Source organism: Acinetobacter sp. YH12219, from assembly GCF_013417875.1.
Taxonomy (GTDB): Bacteria; Pseudomonadota; Gammaproteobacteria; order Pseudomonadales; family Moraxellaceae; genus Acinetobacter; species Acinetobacter amyesii.
Genome location: NZ_VPDC01000008.1, coordinates 88955 through 105448, shown reverse-complemented (window position 1 = coordinate 105448; position 16494 = coordinate 88955). Strand labels below are relative to the sequence as shown.

11 protein-coding genes and 4 tRNA genes are annotated in these 16494 nt (G+C 41.2%); 7 read left to right on the top strand and 8 right to left on the bottom strand.

Annotated elements, in window-relative coordinates; translation table 11 throughout:
* Window positions 1-39: 39 nt before the first annotated feature.
* The gene (locus tag FTV04_RS06585) at window positions 40-1467 is read left to right on the top strand and encodes an amino acid permease (protein ID WP_078192919.1); all 1428 of its coding nucleotides are present in this window, start codon (window positions 40-42) and stop codon (window positions 1465-1467) included.
* Window positions 1468-1623: 156 nt separating this feature from the next.
* Here the strand turns inward: FTV04_RS06585 and FTV04_RS06580 are convergent, their stop codons facing one another.
* On the bottom strand, window positions 1624-2316 hold the full coding sequence (locus tag FTV04_RS06580; RefSeq protein ID WP_180089078.1) for a hypothetical protein: 693 nt from the start codon (window positions 2314-2316) through the stop codon (window positions 1624-1626).
* A gap of 106 nt (window positions 2317-2422) precedes the next feature.
* Here FTV04_RS06580 and FTV04_RS06575 point away from each other — a divergent pair.
* From FTV04_RS06575 to FTV04_RS06550, 6 genes are all read left to right on the top strand, one after another.
* Window positions 2423-2498: transfer RNA gene (locus FTV04_RS06575), tRNA-Glu, on the top strand.
* A gap of 123 nt (window positions 2499-2621) precedes the next feature.
* On the top strand, window positions 2622-4040 hold the full coding sequence (locus FTV04_RS06570; protein ID WP_078189154.1) for an amino acid permease: 1419 nt from the start codon (window positions 2622-2624) through the stop codon (window positions 4038-4040).
* 109 nt (window positions 4041-4149) lie between these two features.
* Window positions 4150-5055 carry an alpha/beta fold hydrolase gene (locus tag FTV04_RS06565; RefSeq protein WP_180089077.1) on the top strand — a complete coding sequence of 302 codons (906 nt, stop codon included), beginning with the start codon at window positions 4150-4152 and terminating at the stop codon, window positions 5053-5055.
* Between the two features lie 132 nt (window positions 5056-5187).
* A tRNA-Glu gene (locus FTV04_RS06560) sits at window positions 5188-5263 on the top strand.
* A 24-nt stretch (window positions 5264-5287) separates the two neighbouring features.
* Window positions 5288-5363 (top strand) — tRNA-Glu (locus FTV04_RS06555).
* Window positions 5364-5421: 58 nt separating this feature from the next.
* Window positions 5422-5497 (top strand) — tRNA-Glu (locus FTV04_RS06550).
* A 66-nt stretch (window positions 5498-5563) separates the two neighbouring features.
* Here FTV04_RS06550 and FTV04_RS06545 read toward each other — a convergent pair.
* The 7 genes from FTV04_RS06545 to FTV04_RS06515 all read right to left on the bottom strand — a co-directional run bounded on the left by FTV04_RS06545 (window position 5564) and on the right by FTV04_RS06515 (window position 16490).
* Window positions 5564-6163, bottom strand: coding sequence for a YiiX family permuted papain-like enzyme (locus FTV04_RS06545; RefSeq protein ID WP_180089076.1), 600 nt, complete (start codon window positions 6161-6163; stop codon window positions 5564-5566).
* An 88-nt stretch (window positions 6164-6251) separates the two neighbouring features.
* Window positions 6252-7496, bottom strand: coding sequence for an NADH:flavin oxidoreductase/NADH oxidase family protein (locus FTV04_RS06540; protein WP_078189156.1), 1245 nt, complete (start codon window positions 7494-7496; stop codon window positions 6252-6254).
* A 112-nt stretch (window positions 7497-7608) separates the two neighbouring features.
* Window positions 7609-9210 carry an ABC transporter ATP-binding protein gene (locus tag FTV04_RS06535; protein WP_180089098.1) on the bottom strand — a complete coding sequence of 534 codons (1602 nt, stop codon included), beginning with the start codon at window positions 9208-9210 and terminating at the stop codon, window positions 7609-7611.
* On the bottom strand, window positions 9185-10198 hold the full coding sequence (locus tag FTV04_RS06530; RefSeq protein ID WP_180089075.1) for an ABC transporter permease: 1014 nt from the start codon (window positions 10196-10198) through the stop codon (window positions 9185-9187). Before FTV04_RS06530 ends, FTV04_RS06535 begins: the two co-directional genes overlap by 26 nt.
* Window positions 10198-11265, bottom strand: coding sequence for a microcin C ABC transporter permease YejB (locus tag FTV04_RS06525; RefSeq protein WP_180089074.1), 1068 nt, complete (start codon window positions 11263-11265; stop codon window positions 10198-10200). The genes FTV04_RS06530 and FTV04_RS06525 overlap by 1 nt, the downstream gene beginning before the upstream one ends.
* A 33-nt stretch (window positions 11266-11298) precedes the next feature.
* Window positions 11299-13137, bottom strand: a complete 1839-nt coding sequence (locus FTV04_RS06520; protein WP_180008293.1) for an extracellular solute-binding protein — start codon at window positions 13135-13137, stop codon at window positions 11299-11301.
* A 26-nt stretch (window positions 13138-13163) separates the two neighbouring features.
* Window positions 13164-16490, bottom strand: a complete 3327-nt coding sequence (locus tag FTV04_RS06515) for a LysM peptidoglycan-binding domain-containing protein (protein ID WP_180089073.1) — start codon at window positions 16488-16490, stop codon at window positions 13164-13166.
* Window positions 16491-16494: the final 4 nt, after the last annotated feature.

Below are 16494 nucleotides of genomic sequence, written 5' to 3'. Positions count from 1 at the left end.
AATCATAAAATATACCTTTCATTCAATTTTCATTTCACTATGCAATCTCCCTCTGAACCTTCGCAACACTCGTCTGCTGAAGGTAAAAGTCCATCGCTTAAACGTGCGATGACGACTCGACACCTTGTGATGCTCTCACTTGGTGGTGCAATTGGTACTGGTTTGTTTATGGGTTCAGGTGAAGTTATTTCACAAGCTGGGCCTTTAGGCGCTGTTCTTGCCTATATTATTGGCGGTTTGATTGCCTACATGGTCATGCTCTGTTTGGGTGAACTTGCCGTACATTTACCTGTTTCTGGCTCTTTTGGTGCTTTTGCGACTAATTATATTGGCCCGGGTACCGGTTATATGGTGTCTTGGATGTACTGGTTGGGCTGGTCTGCCACCTTAGGTACAGAATTTACTGCGGCGGCTATTTTGATGCAGGAATGGTTTCCACAAACCTCTATTTGGTTATGGACACTGATCTTTGCAGCTGGCGTACTGATCTCCAATCTAAGTTCTACACGTGCGTTTGCAGAGTCAGAATTTTGGTTATCAATGGTGAAAGTTGCAACAGTGTTGATTTTCATCATCCTTGGTTTTGCCTGCATCTTTGGTTTCGTGCCTTTCCAAGGCTATGAATCAGCTCCAATGTTCCACAATCTGACTGAACATGGTTGGCTGCCAAATGGTTTGTTCCCACTGTTTGCAACGCTATTGATCGTGAACTTTGCCTTTAATGGTACGGAGATGATTGGTATCGCTGCAGGTGAAACTGAAAACCCTGAAAAGAATGTGCCTAAAGCCATTCATGCTGCGGTATGGCGCTTAATCATTTTCTTTGTCGGCACTATTATCGTTATCAGTTCACTGTTGACCTATACCGATGCAGGTTTAAATGTCGGTGGACATGGCGGCTTAAGTAGCAGTCCATTCGTTTCCGTATTTAACCTGATGGGCATTCCCTATGCAGAAGACTTGATTCGTTTCGTTATTATTACGGCTTTACTGTCTACAGCTAACTCTGGTTTATATGCTGCATCGCGTATGATGTGGGCGCTATCTGCACAAAAACAATTACCACGCGCTTTCGGCAAATTAAGCAAAACTGGTGTGCCTTATATTGCTGTATTGGTCACTATGATCGGTGGTTTACCGGGTCTATTGTCAGAACAATTTGGGGCAGATGTGATCTTCAAGAACTTGATGGGGGTTGCTGCCTTCACCATGGTGATCGTGTGGATGAGTATTTGCTGGAGTCAATTTAACTTCCGTCGCCAATGGCTGAAACAAGGTCATAGCGTGTCAGAACTTAAATTCCGTACACCATGGTTCCCGCTGGTTCCAATTCTTGGCTTTGTCTGCTGTACCGCAACAGGTTTAAGTATGGCTGCAGATCCTGAAATGCTTTCAGGCTTTATTGGCTGCCTGATCTTTATGGCAGCATGTTATGCAGGTTATTATTGGTTATATCACGATAAATAAAATAGTTAAGGTGGCTCATTAGCCACCTTTTTTTATGAAACTATTTCTCTTCCCTATGAGAGAAAAATTAGGGTTTCCATATAAATTCAAAAATGATTTGTGGGAGCAGTTTAATCCACAAAAACCACTGTACAAATTATAATTTAAGGAAATCGTTCAACTGCTTTTCGTCAATGAGTTTTTATCCTCGCTCAACACCAAGATATAATCCCATACTTTCAACTCTAATGAGTCCTTTTCGGATTTTGCCCCTTTAGAAACATTAGCTAAAAGACACGCAGCTACTATTGCTAGAAATATTTGGATAGATACTCTCAAACTTGTATTAGATATTAATTCAACAAAAGTAAAGTTAAAAACTATTAATGAAAGTGGCAAAAGCACCCGACTTGAATTCATCTGTTTTTTAAATTCAGGAAAATCACGATTAATAACCAATAAATCTTGTTTGTCTTTACTCCACAACATTGGCTCAAAACATACATCCAATTTTTTTTCTAATTTTTCAAGTTCTACATCATCACTAGACAACTGATATCTTCGAACCTTTAAGATTAAATATAATTTAAAAAAGCTCTGGATATCTAAAAAATAATGAGAATCATCTAAAGATTTGAGGTGATTATACGTAATTCTACTTTCCCCATCTAAATCCCTAAATAAAAGTTCATCAATAATTCTTTCAAACTCTGATTTACTAATATACGAAGAAAAATTATTTGTATAAATTTCAAACCAATGCAAATAATTCAATAAAACTATATAGAATCTTTCATGGACTTTGCCCACATTAAATTGATTGATTTCAAATAAAATTCCAGAAATAAACTCATTAAAATTATTTTTCATTAAAAAAATTCTGTTTTTGTTTCATTTATATACATTTAGAATATAACAATGAAACTCTATTTTGACAAATATAGATGGGCTATGTACTATACACCCACCTCAAAACGTCCCTATCGTCTAGAGGCCTAGGACATCGCCCTTTCACGGCGGTAACCGGGGTTCGAATCCCCGTAGGGACGCCAACTCTTCTGTCAGCTCTGACAAACTTAAAGTTTATTTATCTATAATTTATATTAATTGATTGCATCATCATTGCATTCTTCTCTACAATTACTCGCTTCATTATTTGATTCTCCTTTTTCTCTATGCAGTCATCACATTCTCCGAATGATGCTTCGCATCAGGGCAATTCTGCGCCGTTAAAACGCGCTATGAGTACTCGACATCTGGTGATGATTTCGCTTGGCGGCGCAATCGGTACTGGTTTATTTCTTGGTTCGGGTGAAGTCATTGCACAAACGGGGCCTGTAGGTGCCATTATTTCGTATTTTTTAGGCGGTATTATCGCCTATATGGTGATGCTTTGCTTAGGCGAGCTCGCTGTACATATGCCAGAATCTGGTTCATTTGGCGCTTATGCTAAACGCTATATCGGACCGGGTACGGGTTATACCATCACTTGGCTGTATTGGCTGACATGGTCAGTAACGCTAGGAACTGAATTTACTGCTGCTGCACTTTTAATGCAGGAATGGTTCCCAGATAGCTCTATGTGGATGTGGACCCTAATCTTTGGTGCTTTTGTATTCTGCTTGAATATGATTTCAACCAAATGGTTTGCTGAATCTGAATTTTGGCTAGCCTTAGTCAAAGTGATTACCGTTGTTGCCTTTATTATTTTAGGTCTATTGGCCATTTTTGGTGTTTTAGGCTATCGAGGCTATGAAGCTGCACCGCTGTTTAGCAACCTCACTGCACAAGGATGGTTCCCTGAAGGCTTGTTCCCAATATTCGCTACAATGTTGATTGTTAACTTCGCATTCTCTGGTACTGAGCTGATTGGTGTTGCTGCGGGTGAAACCAAAGATCCAGCGAAAAATGTGCCTAAAGCCATTAACACGGCGATTTTCCGCTTATTGATTTTCTTTGTGGGTACTATTGTTGTTATTACTGCACTATTACCCCATCAAGAAGCTGGCTTATCTGCCGAAGGTGTAAGTAGTTCACCTTTCGTAACAGTATTCCAGCACATTGGTATTCCTTATGCAGAAGACATCATCCGCTTTGTGATTATCACAGCCCTACTTTCTGCTGCAAACTCAGGTTTATTTGCTGCATCTCGAATGATGTGGTCATTGTCCTATAGTAAGCAATTACCTGCAGTGTTCTCTAAAGTGAACTCGCGCGGTATTCCTTATGTTGCAGTAATTGTGACCATGATCGGTGGTATGCCGGGCTTACTTTCTGAGCAATTTGCACCAGAAACCATCTTCAAAAACTTGTTAGGTGTTGCGGCATTTACCATGGTGGTAGTGTGGATGAGTATTTGTTTAAGCCAATTCAACTTCCGTCGTCAGTGGTATAAAGAAGGCAAAACTGCCAAAGATTTAGCTTTTGCTGCACCACTCTTCCCAATCGTGCCGATACTCGGTTTTGTATTTTGTCTTATTACCTGTATTAGTATGGTATTTGACCCAGAAATGTTAACTGGCTTTATCTGCTGTATGATCTTCATTGTGGCGTGTTATATCAGCTACTACACCTTGTATCACAACAAAGATTGATCTGCGTTGTCATACCAAACACGATAAAAGAGTAACTTCGGTTGCTCTTTTTTTATGGCTATATTTTAATAAAAGTAGAATAAAAACTGGTCCGTCGATGAGGTGCAATATGCAGATCATCTTTATCCATGGCATGAATCAACAGCAACAAACTGCACGTTCGCTCGAACAGCATTGGCTTGCACTGTTGTCTCAAGGCTTAAAGCAAAGCCATCAAGAGACTTTTTTATCGTATATACAGCACCATATGCGCATGCCTTTTTATGGAGACTTACTCACGCGTTATCATTTGCAGAATATGCTTCAAGCCAGCACCTTGACGCCTCAAACGTGGCCACATTTTCCGTTTATCCATCGTACTGAACTCCCAGAAAAATCACCTAAAGTACTTGAGCATCACGCTGTACAAAACAATCTACCTGACATCACCCTCAATGATGCTATTGGATTGAGCCAGTCATTCAAATCGATCACCGCACTCGGCAAAGATCTTGCGCTACGCGATTTTGCAGTTTTAATGAATTATTTCCCAAAATTACATGCCACACTTTTGCATAAATTTTTGGTCGAAACTTATCTCTATTTATCCAATCCACACTTTATTCAGGCAGTTCACACTCGTCTGCATGAGCAATTACACCAAACTAAACCTACCCTGTTGATTGCACATTCATTAGGTAGCGTGATTGCGTATCATTTTTCACTGTTACATCCTGAACTCAACATACAGCGCTTTATCACCTTAGGCTCACCTTTGGCTTTTCGTGTCATCCAAGCCCACTTACCTCAACCTTTACAGCGGCCTGATGCAATTTCAGGCGATTGGTTAAACTTTTATTCACATGATGATTTTCTCAGCGCTTTTCCGCTGAGTCAGGCACCATTTGATTTTCAACCCGCCATCATGAACCAGCAAATTCAGACATCGATTGAACACCCACACGATATTGCAGGATATTTAACACATCCAGAAGTTATTGCTACAATTTTACAAGTGTTGAAAAAACCGACATAAATAATGTATTTTTCAAACATTTTTAGCAAATTGTTTTAATTTTATGCACTCAACAACAAAAACTGAATTTATTTATAGAAAAGCGTTTGACACTCCCCGATTTTCACCCTAATATACGCCCACCTCTGAAACGTCCCTATCGTCTAGAGGCCTAGGACATCGCCCTTTCACGGCGGTAACCGGGGTTCGAATCCCCGTAGGGACGCCAATTTTCAGAAGTACATTTTATTAAGTCCCTATCGTCTAGAGGCCTAGGACATCGCCCTTTCACGGCGGTAACCGGGGTTCGAATCCCCGTAGGGACGCCATTATTTAGTCTAAAAACTTAGACTGAAATAAACGGTTTTAAAATTTGCTTTCTGTACTGTCCCTATCGTCTAGAGGCCTAGGACATCGCCCTTTCACGGCGGTAACCGGGGTTCGAATCCCCGTAGGGACGCCATATTCGAGTTGGTTTTAATCACTCATTAAAAAGCTCAAGCATTGCGACTTGGGCTTTTTTATTGCCTTAATTTCTAAATATTTCTTTTAAAAGTTTTGAATCATAAATGGACTTAGGGGCAATCACCTGCTCATTTAGCGGAATATTTTGACCATAGCGCTGCCGCATTAGACGCTGCACTTCATTTTGTTTTAAATCAAATTGTTTCAGTTGTTGTAATGGAGAAAGTTCGATTCCCAAAGCATGCTGATAAGCTTTCCAAACAATTTCAGAACAGTAAATTGCACGGTCATCCCATTCAAAATAAATATCATAGGGTTTGCCCAAGTACTTTTCCGCATGTTGTACCAGCTTCGTTTTCTGCGGCACATTTAAGGGTTGTTTGAGCCTTTTCACCACATAGTGAGCATTTTCCCCACGCGTGATCCATTGATTTAAAGCGGTATATTGCACAGGTTGAATAGCTTCAAGCACCCACGTTTGGTTATTTTTATTTACGATCATACCCATGTGACTATAGGGCGAATGTGTCGCCTTTTGAATGCTTAAACTTTGCTGTGACTTTGAGATATGAAAAATAATATCTCCCGTCTGAAATGTAGACTGAGCATAGAGGGCAGAACTGAGCCCCGAAAGAATGACCGTTAATATTAAAATTTTAGACATTTTTATTGTAAGCAATATTGATATGAATGAAGGCAACCATAACATGAATATATGTCGGTTGCCCTGATTCTAAAAATTCAATGATTGATTAAGCCGACTTACGTGAATTGACTTGCCCTTTAATGACCGCTGTTAAATTTCCTTTAAGATACTTAAAAAACACTTTTAACGGTGAAAGTTTAGGATTTGGCTGTTTGCCTTCACCAATCGATTTAAACTGAGCGGCATACCAAATAATTTCCATAATCGCCATTTTATCAATCATTGGTATGCCAGTTTTAATTTTGTCCACACCGTAACGAACATCCTGCCCCGCCAATAAACGATCAGCCAAATCGACTTCAACAGCGAATGGACGTGCAATACCAATGAAATCACAAGCTCCACTGTCTAGTGCAGCATTCATGCCTTGTACTGTTCTAAACCCACCTGTAACCATCAATGCACACTTTACCTCTTTACGGATATTGTCCGCAAAATCGAGGAAATAAGCTTCACGAGCAATGGTACTGGCTTTACGTTTTTCTTCTTTGGCCCCCGCCATCGCTGGCGCTTCATAGGAACCGCCCGAGATTTCAATCATATCAATCCCTGCGGCATCTATTGCCTTAAAGACCTCAATCACATCTGTTTCGCTAATTCCGCCGCGTTGGAAATCAGCAGAATTCAGTTTGACCGAAATGATAAAATCATCTGTCGTCGCAGCACGAACTGCCTTATAGATTTCAAGCAAAAAGCGCATGCGATTTTCATTTGAACCACCCCACTGATCTTGACGTTTATTGGTCAGTGGCGACAAGAACTGACTAATTAAATAACCATGCGCACCATGCAATTGCACGCCTTCGAAGCCTGCCTTTTCACAAATGTGTGCGGCACGTGCAAAACGCTGAATAATATCTAAAATTTCATCTTCACGAAGTTCGCGCGGTGTTCCAAAAGTTGTAGCTAACATCGGACTAAATGGCACAGCAGATGGTGCAACCGTTTCTTTATTTAAACCTTTTGGACATTGACGACCCGGATGTGAAAGTTGAACCAATTGCACCATGCCGTGCTTCTTACCTAACTCAGCCCACTGTGTTAACTGCGCCAAATCTCGCTCTGTTTCAGCGACCACAACCCCCGGCTCATTTTTAGCACGAAAATCCACCATGACATTACCCGTAATGGCACAGCCTAAACCACCCTTCGCCCAAGCTTCATATAACCCAAAATGTAAGTGATTGGGTTGGCCTGCGGTATTGGCCAATGCTTCACTCATTGCACCTTTGATGATGCGATTTTTAAATGTGGTATTACGAATTTTAAAGCTTTCAGCTAAATGGCTCATGACAATGTCCAAAATGAAATAATAAGTCCTGAGTATTTACTCTAATTACTATTTTCTAAAGGTCAAGGATATTTTAACAATGACACTTGTCAAAATATCCATAAGTTTGATTTTAGTATCGGCTGGCTTCAATTAATTTACGGGTATAGTCCGTTTGTGGTCGTGCAAATAGATCTGCGGTGTCTTGAAACTCCAAGACTTTGGCATGGCGCAGTACCAACACTTTTTGACACAGGGCTTTGACCACGTGTAAATCGTGACTGATAAATAAATAACTCATATTAAATTCTTGCTGCAAGCGACGTAGTAGCTTCACGATGGCTTTTTGTGTCGTCCGATCTAGTGCAGATGTGGGTTCATCGAGTATCAATAATTTAGGACGTAATACCAACGCACGTGCTAAGGCGACTCTCTGCCGTTGCCCACCGGATAACTCATGTGGATAACGCTGCTTAAACGAGTTGGCTAATTCGACTTTCTGCAATGCTTCATCTATACGCTGTGCAATTTCATTTGCAGATAAATGCTGTAAGGCCAGACCTTCGCCAATGGTTTGCTCTACATTTAGCCGTGGATTTAAACTACTGAATGGATCTTGAAAGACAATTTGAAATTCACGACGTAAAGGTCTGAGCTGTTTTTCTGAAAGTTGATGGATGGCGTGTTGATTTAACATAATTTCGCCATCACTTTCTATGAGCCGAGCAATAGCCAATGCTAGGGAGCTTTTCCCTGAACCACTCTCTCCAACAATACCGATCGACTCACCTTCAGCCACTGTTAAATCCAAAGCCTCTACCGCAACGACATAATCTTTGATGCGGTTCAATAAGCCTTGTTTGACTGGGAACTTCACTCCTAATTGGTGTAATTTTAAAAGTGTCTGCGTTTGTGAAACCTGTATTGCTTTACCAAAATCATGGTCTAATAGATTTTTGGTATACGCCTGCTTCGGTTGCTCAAAAATTTCCTGAACATCTCCTTGTTCCACCACTTGTCCACGATTCATCACAATCACATGTTCGGCATAGCGCTTGACCAAATTCAGGTCATGGCTAATTAAAATCATGGCCATATTACGCTGCTGTTGTAGCGACTTTAATAAATTTAAGATTTGCGCTTGCAAAGTGACATCTAAGGCCGTGGTTGGCTCATCAGCGATTAAAATATCAGGATCTAAGGCCAATGCCATGGCAATCATGACACGTTGTCGCTGCCCCCCAGATAACTCATGTGGGTATCGTCTTAACTTATCTTCAGCATCAGGAATACCAACATCATTTAATAATTCTATAACCCGCTGCCGAGTTTTTGCCTTCGACCATCCCTGTAACAACAGTGACTCACCAACAATCTTTTCAACCCGATGTAAGGGATTTAAAGCTGTCATCGGCTCTTGAAAAATCATTGCAATTTTCTGTCCACGAATGTTTCGGTGCTGTTCAGGACTCAGTCCAAGAATATTCTGTCCACTCAGGCTGACGCTGCCTGTGACCTGCAGATCACTCGACAACAAACCGAGTATAGCTAGGCTGCTAATCGATTTACCTGAGCCGCTTTCTCCAACAATCGCTATCGTTTCACCTGCATGCAATTTAAAATTTAGATCATCAACCAAGACCTGTGCTGCATGTGAAATATGTAAATGTTCCACCTCTAACACGATGGGAGGTACATTAACTTGATGATTATTGACGTCTAGGATCGAATGCATCACGTGTCGCCTCCCCAATGTAAATCAATAAAGACAGCACGATCGCTAAGGTAAAAAACCCCGATAAGGCTAGCCATGGTGCATTCAGATTGTTTTTCCCTTGAAGCAATAACTCACCTAATGACGCTGCATCAGGCGGTAAGCCATAACCTAAGAAATCCAAGGCTGTCAGTGCAGTAATATTTGCCGTAAGCATGAAAGGTAGCTGTGAAAGACTGGAACTCATCGCATTTGGTAAAATATGCCGAAACATAATCGTACTATCTGTGACGCCAAGACTTCGTGCTGCACGGACATAATCAAAATTACGAGCACGTAAAAACTCTGCACGAACCAAGCCGACTAAAGTGGGCCAGCCAAACAACAGCATAATGACAAAGAGCCAATACACACTCGGTGTAAACATACTGACTAAAATCATTACCATGAATAGCATCGGGAGCCCACCCCAGACTTCTAAAATCCGTTGACCAATGAGGTCTATCCACCCACCATAATAGCCTTGTATCGCCCCAACCATGATGCCCAATATTGCTGAAGCAAAAGTTAATACAAAACCAAACAGGAGCGACACACGTAATCCATATAAAATTCGCGCCAGCACATCACGCCCTTGGTCATCGGTACCGAGCCAATTTTGTGCAGTTGGTGCAGATGGTACGGGCACAGCCAGTTCTAAATTCGGTGTTTGATAGGAAAATTTAATCAGTGGCCATACAGCCCAGCCTTTCTCTTCAATCAGTTGCTGCACCACAGGATCTTTATAATCTGCCTCAGTTTCAAATACCCCACCGAAAGCTGTTTCTGGATAGCTTTTTAGTACGGGTACATATAAAGAATCATCGTATTTGACCAAGAGCGGTTTATCATTGGCGATGAACTCGACAGCTAGGGACAACATAAAAATCAAGGCAAAGCTGATAAAGCATGTAAAGCCTAATTTATTTTCTTTAAAACGTTGAAATCGCGCTTGCATGATCGGAGACATTATTTTGCCCCCTGCGAATCAAAATTAATTCGTGGGTCAATCATTTGATATAAGACATCACTGATTAATCTTAAGATCAGCCCCATCAAGGTAAAAATAAACAAGGTGCCAAAAATCACTGGATAATCGCGCTGTACGATGGCTTCAAACCCCAACAATCCCAGACCATCTAGATTGAAAATAATTTCAATAAATAGATTTCCCACAAAGAAGATGCCAATTAATGCTTCTGGTAGACCAGCAATAACAATGAGCATTGCATTACGAAATACATGCCCATACAGCACACGTGATTCGGTCAAACCTTTAGAACGAGCAGCAAGAACATATTGCTTATTTAATTCTTCCATAAAAGAGTATTTGGTCAGATAAGTTAAGCCAGCGAAACCACCAATTACCATAGCAAACAAAGGCAACACCATATGCCAAAAATAATCTGAAATTTTGCCAAATACACTTAACTCAGCAAAATTCTCTGAAACTAAACCTTGTAGAGGAAACCACTGAAAATATGAACCACCTGCAAAAAATACAATGAGTAAAATGGCAAAGGCAAAAGCAGGAATGGCGTAGCCGATAGCCAATAAAATAGACGTACTTTTATCAAATAACAGACCATGTTGACGGGCTTTTTTAATGCCTAATGGAATAGACACCATATAGATCAGCAAGGTACTCCATAAGCCAAGGGATAAGGATACAGGCAGCTTTTCCCAAAGTAGCTCGGTCACAGGCTTATCTTTAAAAAAACTGGTACCAAAATCTAGCGTCACATACCCCTTTAACATCAGCCAAAAGCGTTCGAATAATGGCTTATCGAAACCATATTGCGCTTCGATTTTTGCCACCATTTCTTCACTGAGGCCTTTAGCACCTTGGTATTTACTGCCTGTCGTCGCAGTTTCACCACCACCCGTGTTTCCCATGCCTTGAAAGGATTCTGCTTGCTGTATAGCTTGCTCAACAGGTCCTCCCGGCGCAATCTGAATCACGACAAAGTTAATCAGTAAAATGAAAAACAATGTTGGAATAATCAGGAGCAATCTTTTTAAAATATATGTGCCCATGTTGCTTTCATATTCCTTGTCATTCAGGTGTATTTATTGCTGCCGTAGATATTGTGTTATTTGCTTGGCTTGAGCTGCATCACTCCACCAATAGTCAATCCCTGCAGAAAGTTTAGGTTTGACATAAGGTTGCTTATACATATGCCAATAGGCAAACCAGTTTTCACTTTGCCCAAACATTGGAATTTGATAATAACCCGCTCTGAGCAGGCGGTCTAAAACACGCGTACGAATAATCAATTCCTCCCGATTTGGAGCATTGATCACCTGTTGAATGAGCTTATCGATCACAGGATTTTTAATCCCTGCATAATTATAATTACCCACTTGATCGGCTGCTTGACTGCCCCAAAGTTGAGCTTGCTCACCTGCTGGAGTGAGCGATTGAGGCATTTCATCCACGATCATATCAAAGTCAATATTTCGCATACGCTCGGTGTATTGCGGCCCATCGACTTGTCGTAATAACACCTGAATACCTAAACGTTTCAAATTTCGTATAAATGGCATTAAGGTTCGCTGCAAATCTTGTTGCTGAATCAAAAGTTCAAATTTCACAGGCCGAGATTTTGCATCCACCAATCTGCCGTCTTGATAACGATAACCCGCATTCAATAACAGTTGGCGTGCATGCAGCAGATTTTTTCGATTAAATCCACTGCCATCAGAAATGGGATATTGCCAATTGGATAAGACCCCCTGTCTTTGAATAGGATCAAGTTGCGATAACATCGGTTTTAAAATATCCAACTCTTGGATAGAGGGTTTCCCCTTCGCTTCTAGCACACTATTACTAAAATAACTCTGCAAACGCTGATACTGCCCATAAAATAATGCTTTATTTTGCCATTCAAAATCATAAGCATAGGTTAAAGCTTGTCGAAAGCGAATATCACTAAATGGCGCACGACGAGTATTAAATACGAGACTTTTTGTGGGAATCGGTCGTTCATGTTTAAAGCGATATTTGACAATTTTACCGTCTTTAAAAGCAGGAAAATTGTACGCTCCCACCCAATTACGTGCAGTCTTTTCCTCATATAACGTAAATTGACCTGCTTTAAAGCCTTCAAAGGCAATGTCAGGACTGCGGTAATATACATATTTCAGATGGTTAAAATTATATCGACCACGATTAACAGCTAAGTTCTGCCCCCAATACTCAGGATTGCGCTTGTAGCGAATACTCCTACCTGCATCGATCGTCTCAATTGTGTAAGGGCCTGAGCCTAATATGGGCTGCAATGTAATTTGAGTAAAATCTTTTTTTGCCCAATCTTTTTTGGAATAAATCGGCATTTGCGCCAAAATCATGGGCATATCAGTGTTGTGTCCAGATTTAAAACTCATCCTCACCTGATATTTAGATAAAACATCTGTTTTGTCCAAATCCGCTAAGTACATTTGTAGACCGGGATTTGATTTAGTTTGAAAGGTATCAAAACTAAATTTAACGTCTTCAGCAGTGAGTTCAGAACCATCACTAAACCGTGCTTTTGGGTTTAAATGAAAAATAACAAAATTAGTTTTTTTCGGGTCAAATGTCACCTTTTCGGCAAGCAATGGATACATCACACCCGGTTCATCTAAAGATGAACTCATCAAGCTATCAAAAAGATAATTGATACCTTCAACAGAACGCCCTTTTCCATTCATGCTGTTTAAATTATCAAAACTCCCAATACTCGAGGTCGTGATATATCCCCCTTTATTGGCAAGAGGATTGGCATAGGGCATTGCCTGTAATTGATGATATTGAGGGCTACTATGTATGGCAAGAAAAGGCGTGGTCTGCAACGCAGCCCACGCCCCTGTTGAAAGTATGCTCAAAGTCACACCAAACACGTAACGCGAAGTTGAAGCAGAATACATTCAACTTAACTCCTTAATGTTTGGACTCAGTTTGGTACTTTAATGACTTCACCAATACGTAACTGAGCAGACGGTTGTATATCATTCATTTCAGCAAGTTTTGATGTATCAAGTCCATAACGGCTTGCTAAACCAATCAATGTATCGCCGCGTTTAATACGGTATTCACTGATAGTTTTAGGGACTTGTAAATTTTGACCGACACGAAGCCCAGCACGCGGATTCAAGTTATTTAATTCAGCCAATGCTGCCACAGTTAAACCTGTCCGACTAGCAATCGAATTTAAAGACTCGCCTGATTTCACAGTATAGCTTTCAGTATTTGTTGGTTTCACATTGCTCGTAGAGGATTTAGCTTCCGTTTTTTTGGTTTCAGTTGCTTTACTAGCTACATCAGCAGGTAGTTCACCATCTACTTTTAAACGCTGCCCTACACGAATCGCACTATTGGTATTTAGGCCATTTAATTCAGCTAAATAACGTAATTGAAGATGATATTTCTTCGCAATCACACCCAATGTTTCACCTGATTTCACCACATGAATATCGGTCGCATCAACGGAATTCGTTCGTGTATTGGTTTTGCTTTCAATTTTGGTCGCCTCAGCTTTGGTTTCTACTTTAACCGGTGCGACATCACCTGTTAATTTTAATTTCTGCCCAACGCGTAGACCAGAACTACGCTCTATACCATTTAAATTTGCGACATAGTCCATGCCTAAATCATAGCGACTAGCAATGCCTGTCAGTGTATCGCCAGACTGCACCACATATGTATCCGGAACAGTTGAACTTGCAGGAACTTTAATGCTTTGCCCAGCCATCAGCCCACTATTTACCGACATATCATTTAGACTCGCCAATTCTGACAAACTGATTTTTGACCGCGTCGCAATACTGTAAAGGGTATCACCACGCTGCACTTTATAGCTTTCAACTTTATACGCAGGATCAACTTTGACATTTTCAATGCGATTCACGACTTTGCTTTCGAGCTTCTCAACTTCTGCTACAGCTTGTAATGGCACATTAATTTTTTGTCCCACCATCAAGCTACTGCCAGCCGTTAAACCAGTTGTTAAATCTGCCAACTCTTGATTTGACAGCGCATAACGATCTGCAATGAGTTTTAGATATTCACCACGTTTTACCGTGTAGGATTTGGTTTGAACTTTTGCAGATTTTTCGACAACTTGAGCTGCTTTCTTGTCAGCTTCCAATTTTGCTTTAGATGCTGGCGTTTCTTTTAAGGATAATTTCTGTCCAACATATAAACCACTCGTGGTGGTTAAACCATTGTAATCGGCGAGTTGCTTCGTACTTAAACCAAATTGACTCGCAACAGCTGTAAGACTGTCATTTGCTTTCACCACATAGCTATCTGCAATAGGCTTAGCTTTCGATTCTTCATTATTTTGCACAATCGGTTTCGCATCATATAAATAGATGGTCGTACCGACATACAAGGTCGAATCTGGCGAAATTTGGTTCCAAGCTGCAATATCACGCCAATTCACGCCATTTTTCATCGCGATCAACGCTAATGTGTCGCCCGCCAAAACTGTATAAGTACTGCGTTTACCTTTAGGTGGTACAACTACAATTTCAGAATCTGTACGAATGACATTTTTACCTTGGTTGCGTTTGGCTTCTTCGGAATCTGCACCTGTATTTTCAGCCACGCTTTTCGGGTAAGAGAACCCTTTCGTCAGTTCTTTACCTTGTTGATCTGCAATCGACTGACTGGTCTGAATCGCAGTTAACTTAATCTTACCATCGTAAGGATCGACAATTTCAGTGCCCTTCGGCGCAATAGCTTTAATTTCCTGAACGACTTCTTCTTGTTCTGCTTTGGTCGCTACTGGTTTTAATACCTCATCTATTGTTTTGGTCTCACCTTCAGCTTTAATAGCCGCCATGATTTGCTCACGCTCATTTGCGCTGAGTGGTGGCTCGACAGACACGGTTTTCACAGGAGTCGAAGGTGTTACAGCGACTGGAATACGCGGCGCACTTGGAATATCACTATTCGATGCAAAGGCAGCTAAAGCAGATGATCCCATTGGCGTTTTGCCTTTCGTTCCTGATGGAATACTTGGCGTTACCGTTGCAGCAACTACAGGTGGTTTGGCAGAAGCTGTCACTGTCGGCTGAGTGGTCAGCGTAGGCGGTGTCACTTTTGCAGGCTGAATGGTTTTACTGTTTAAATCTGGCGGAGTGACACGTGACGGCGTAATTTCAACATTATTTTTCGGTAAGTTATAAGTTGAATTACTTGCCCAATAACCTGATGAACTACCTGATTGTAATTTTTTCAAACGTGCATCGACTGATGGACTCACATCCGCAGGAATTAAAATCCGCATTGGGCTGCTGCTATCAATCACATCGCCACGATGACCAGGGTTTAGTGCATAGAGTTCTGCACGGCTTAAACCGGTAATAGATGCAATTTCATTTAAATTTGCAGGCCCTACAGCCACTTCACGAAAGTGTGGACGGTTGGCAATTGGCGGTAAACTTACGCCATAAGCACTTGGATTTTTAATAATTTGAGCAACAGCCAAGAAACGTGGGACATAGTTCATGGTTTCTTGGGGCAGTTTTAGTGACCAATAATCCGTTGGCAAACCTGCCGCACGGTTACGGTTAATCGCCTGTTGAATGCGGCCCGGCCCTGCATTATATGCAGCCAAAGCCAATTCCCACGAACCGAACTGGTTATGTAGCGCACCTAAAAACTCATAAGCTGCACGCGTTGATTCCACTACGTCACGACGACCATCATACATTGAGGTTTGTTTTAAGCCGTAAATACGTCCAGTACTTGGAATAAATTGCCATAAGCCCGCTGCGGCTGCACTTGAGGTTGCTGCTGGGTCATAAGAACTTTCAATCACTGGTAATAACGCCAACTCAGTCGGCAAACCACGACGTTCAGCTTCTTTAACCGTGTGATACAAATAACGGGACGCACGCGCACTTAAACGGTCAATATATGGTTGACGTGAAATAAACCAACCACGCTGGGCTTCAATACGCGTATCCCAATGGTTCAAATCCATTTTGAAACCAACGGTCATTCGCTTCCAGACATCACCGTGCTTCAGTACTAAAAGGCGATCGCCCTCTACGGCACGCATGTCTGTTGCAGAAAGTAAATCTTCGAGTGAATCTAAACTATTGGCATCGAGAAAGTTTGAGCCAACTTGTTTACTTGCTGAGTTCTGCTTAGTCGTTTGCGATGAAGAACAGCCCGTCAGACCAAGAGCTGCGAGCGCAGAACCCAAGACTGTAAATTTAAAAATTTGTGGTAACGTAGGCTGCCAGATAGTCGCAGTTGATTTATACATAAAA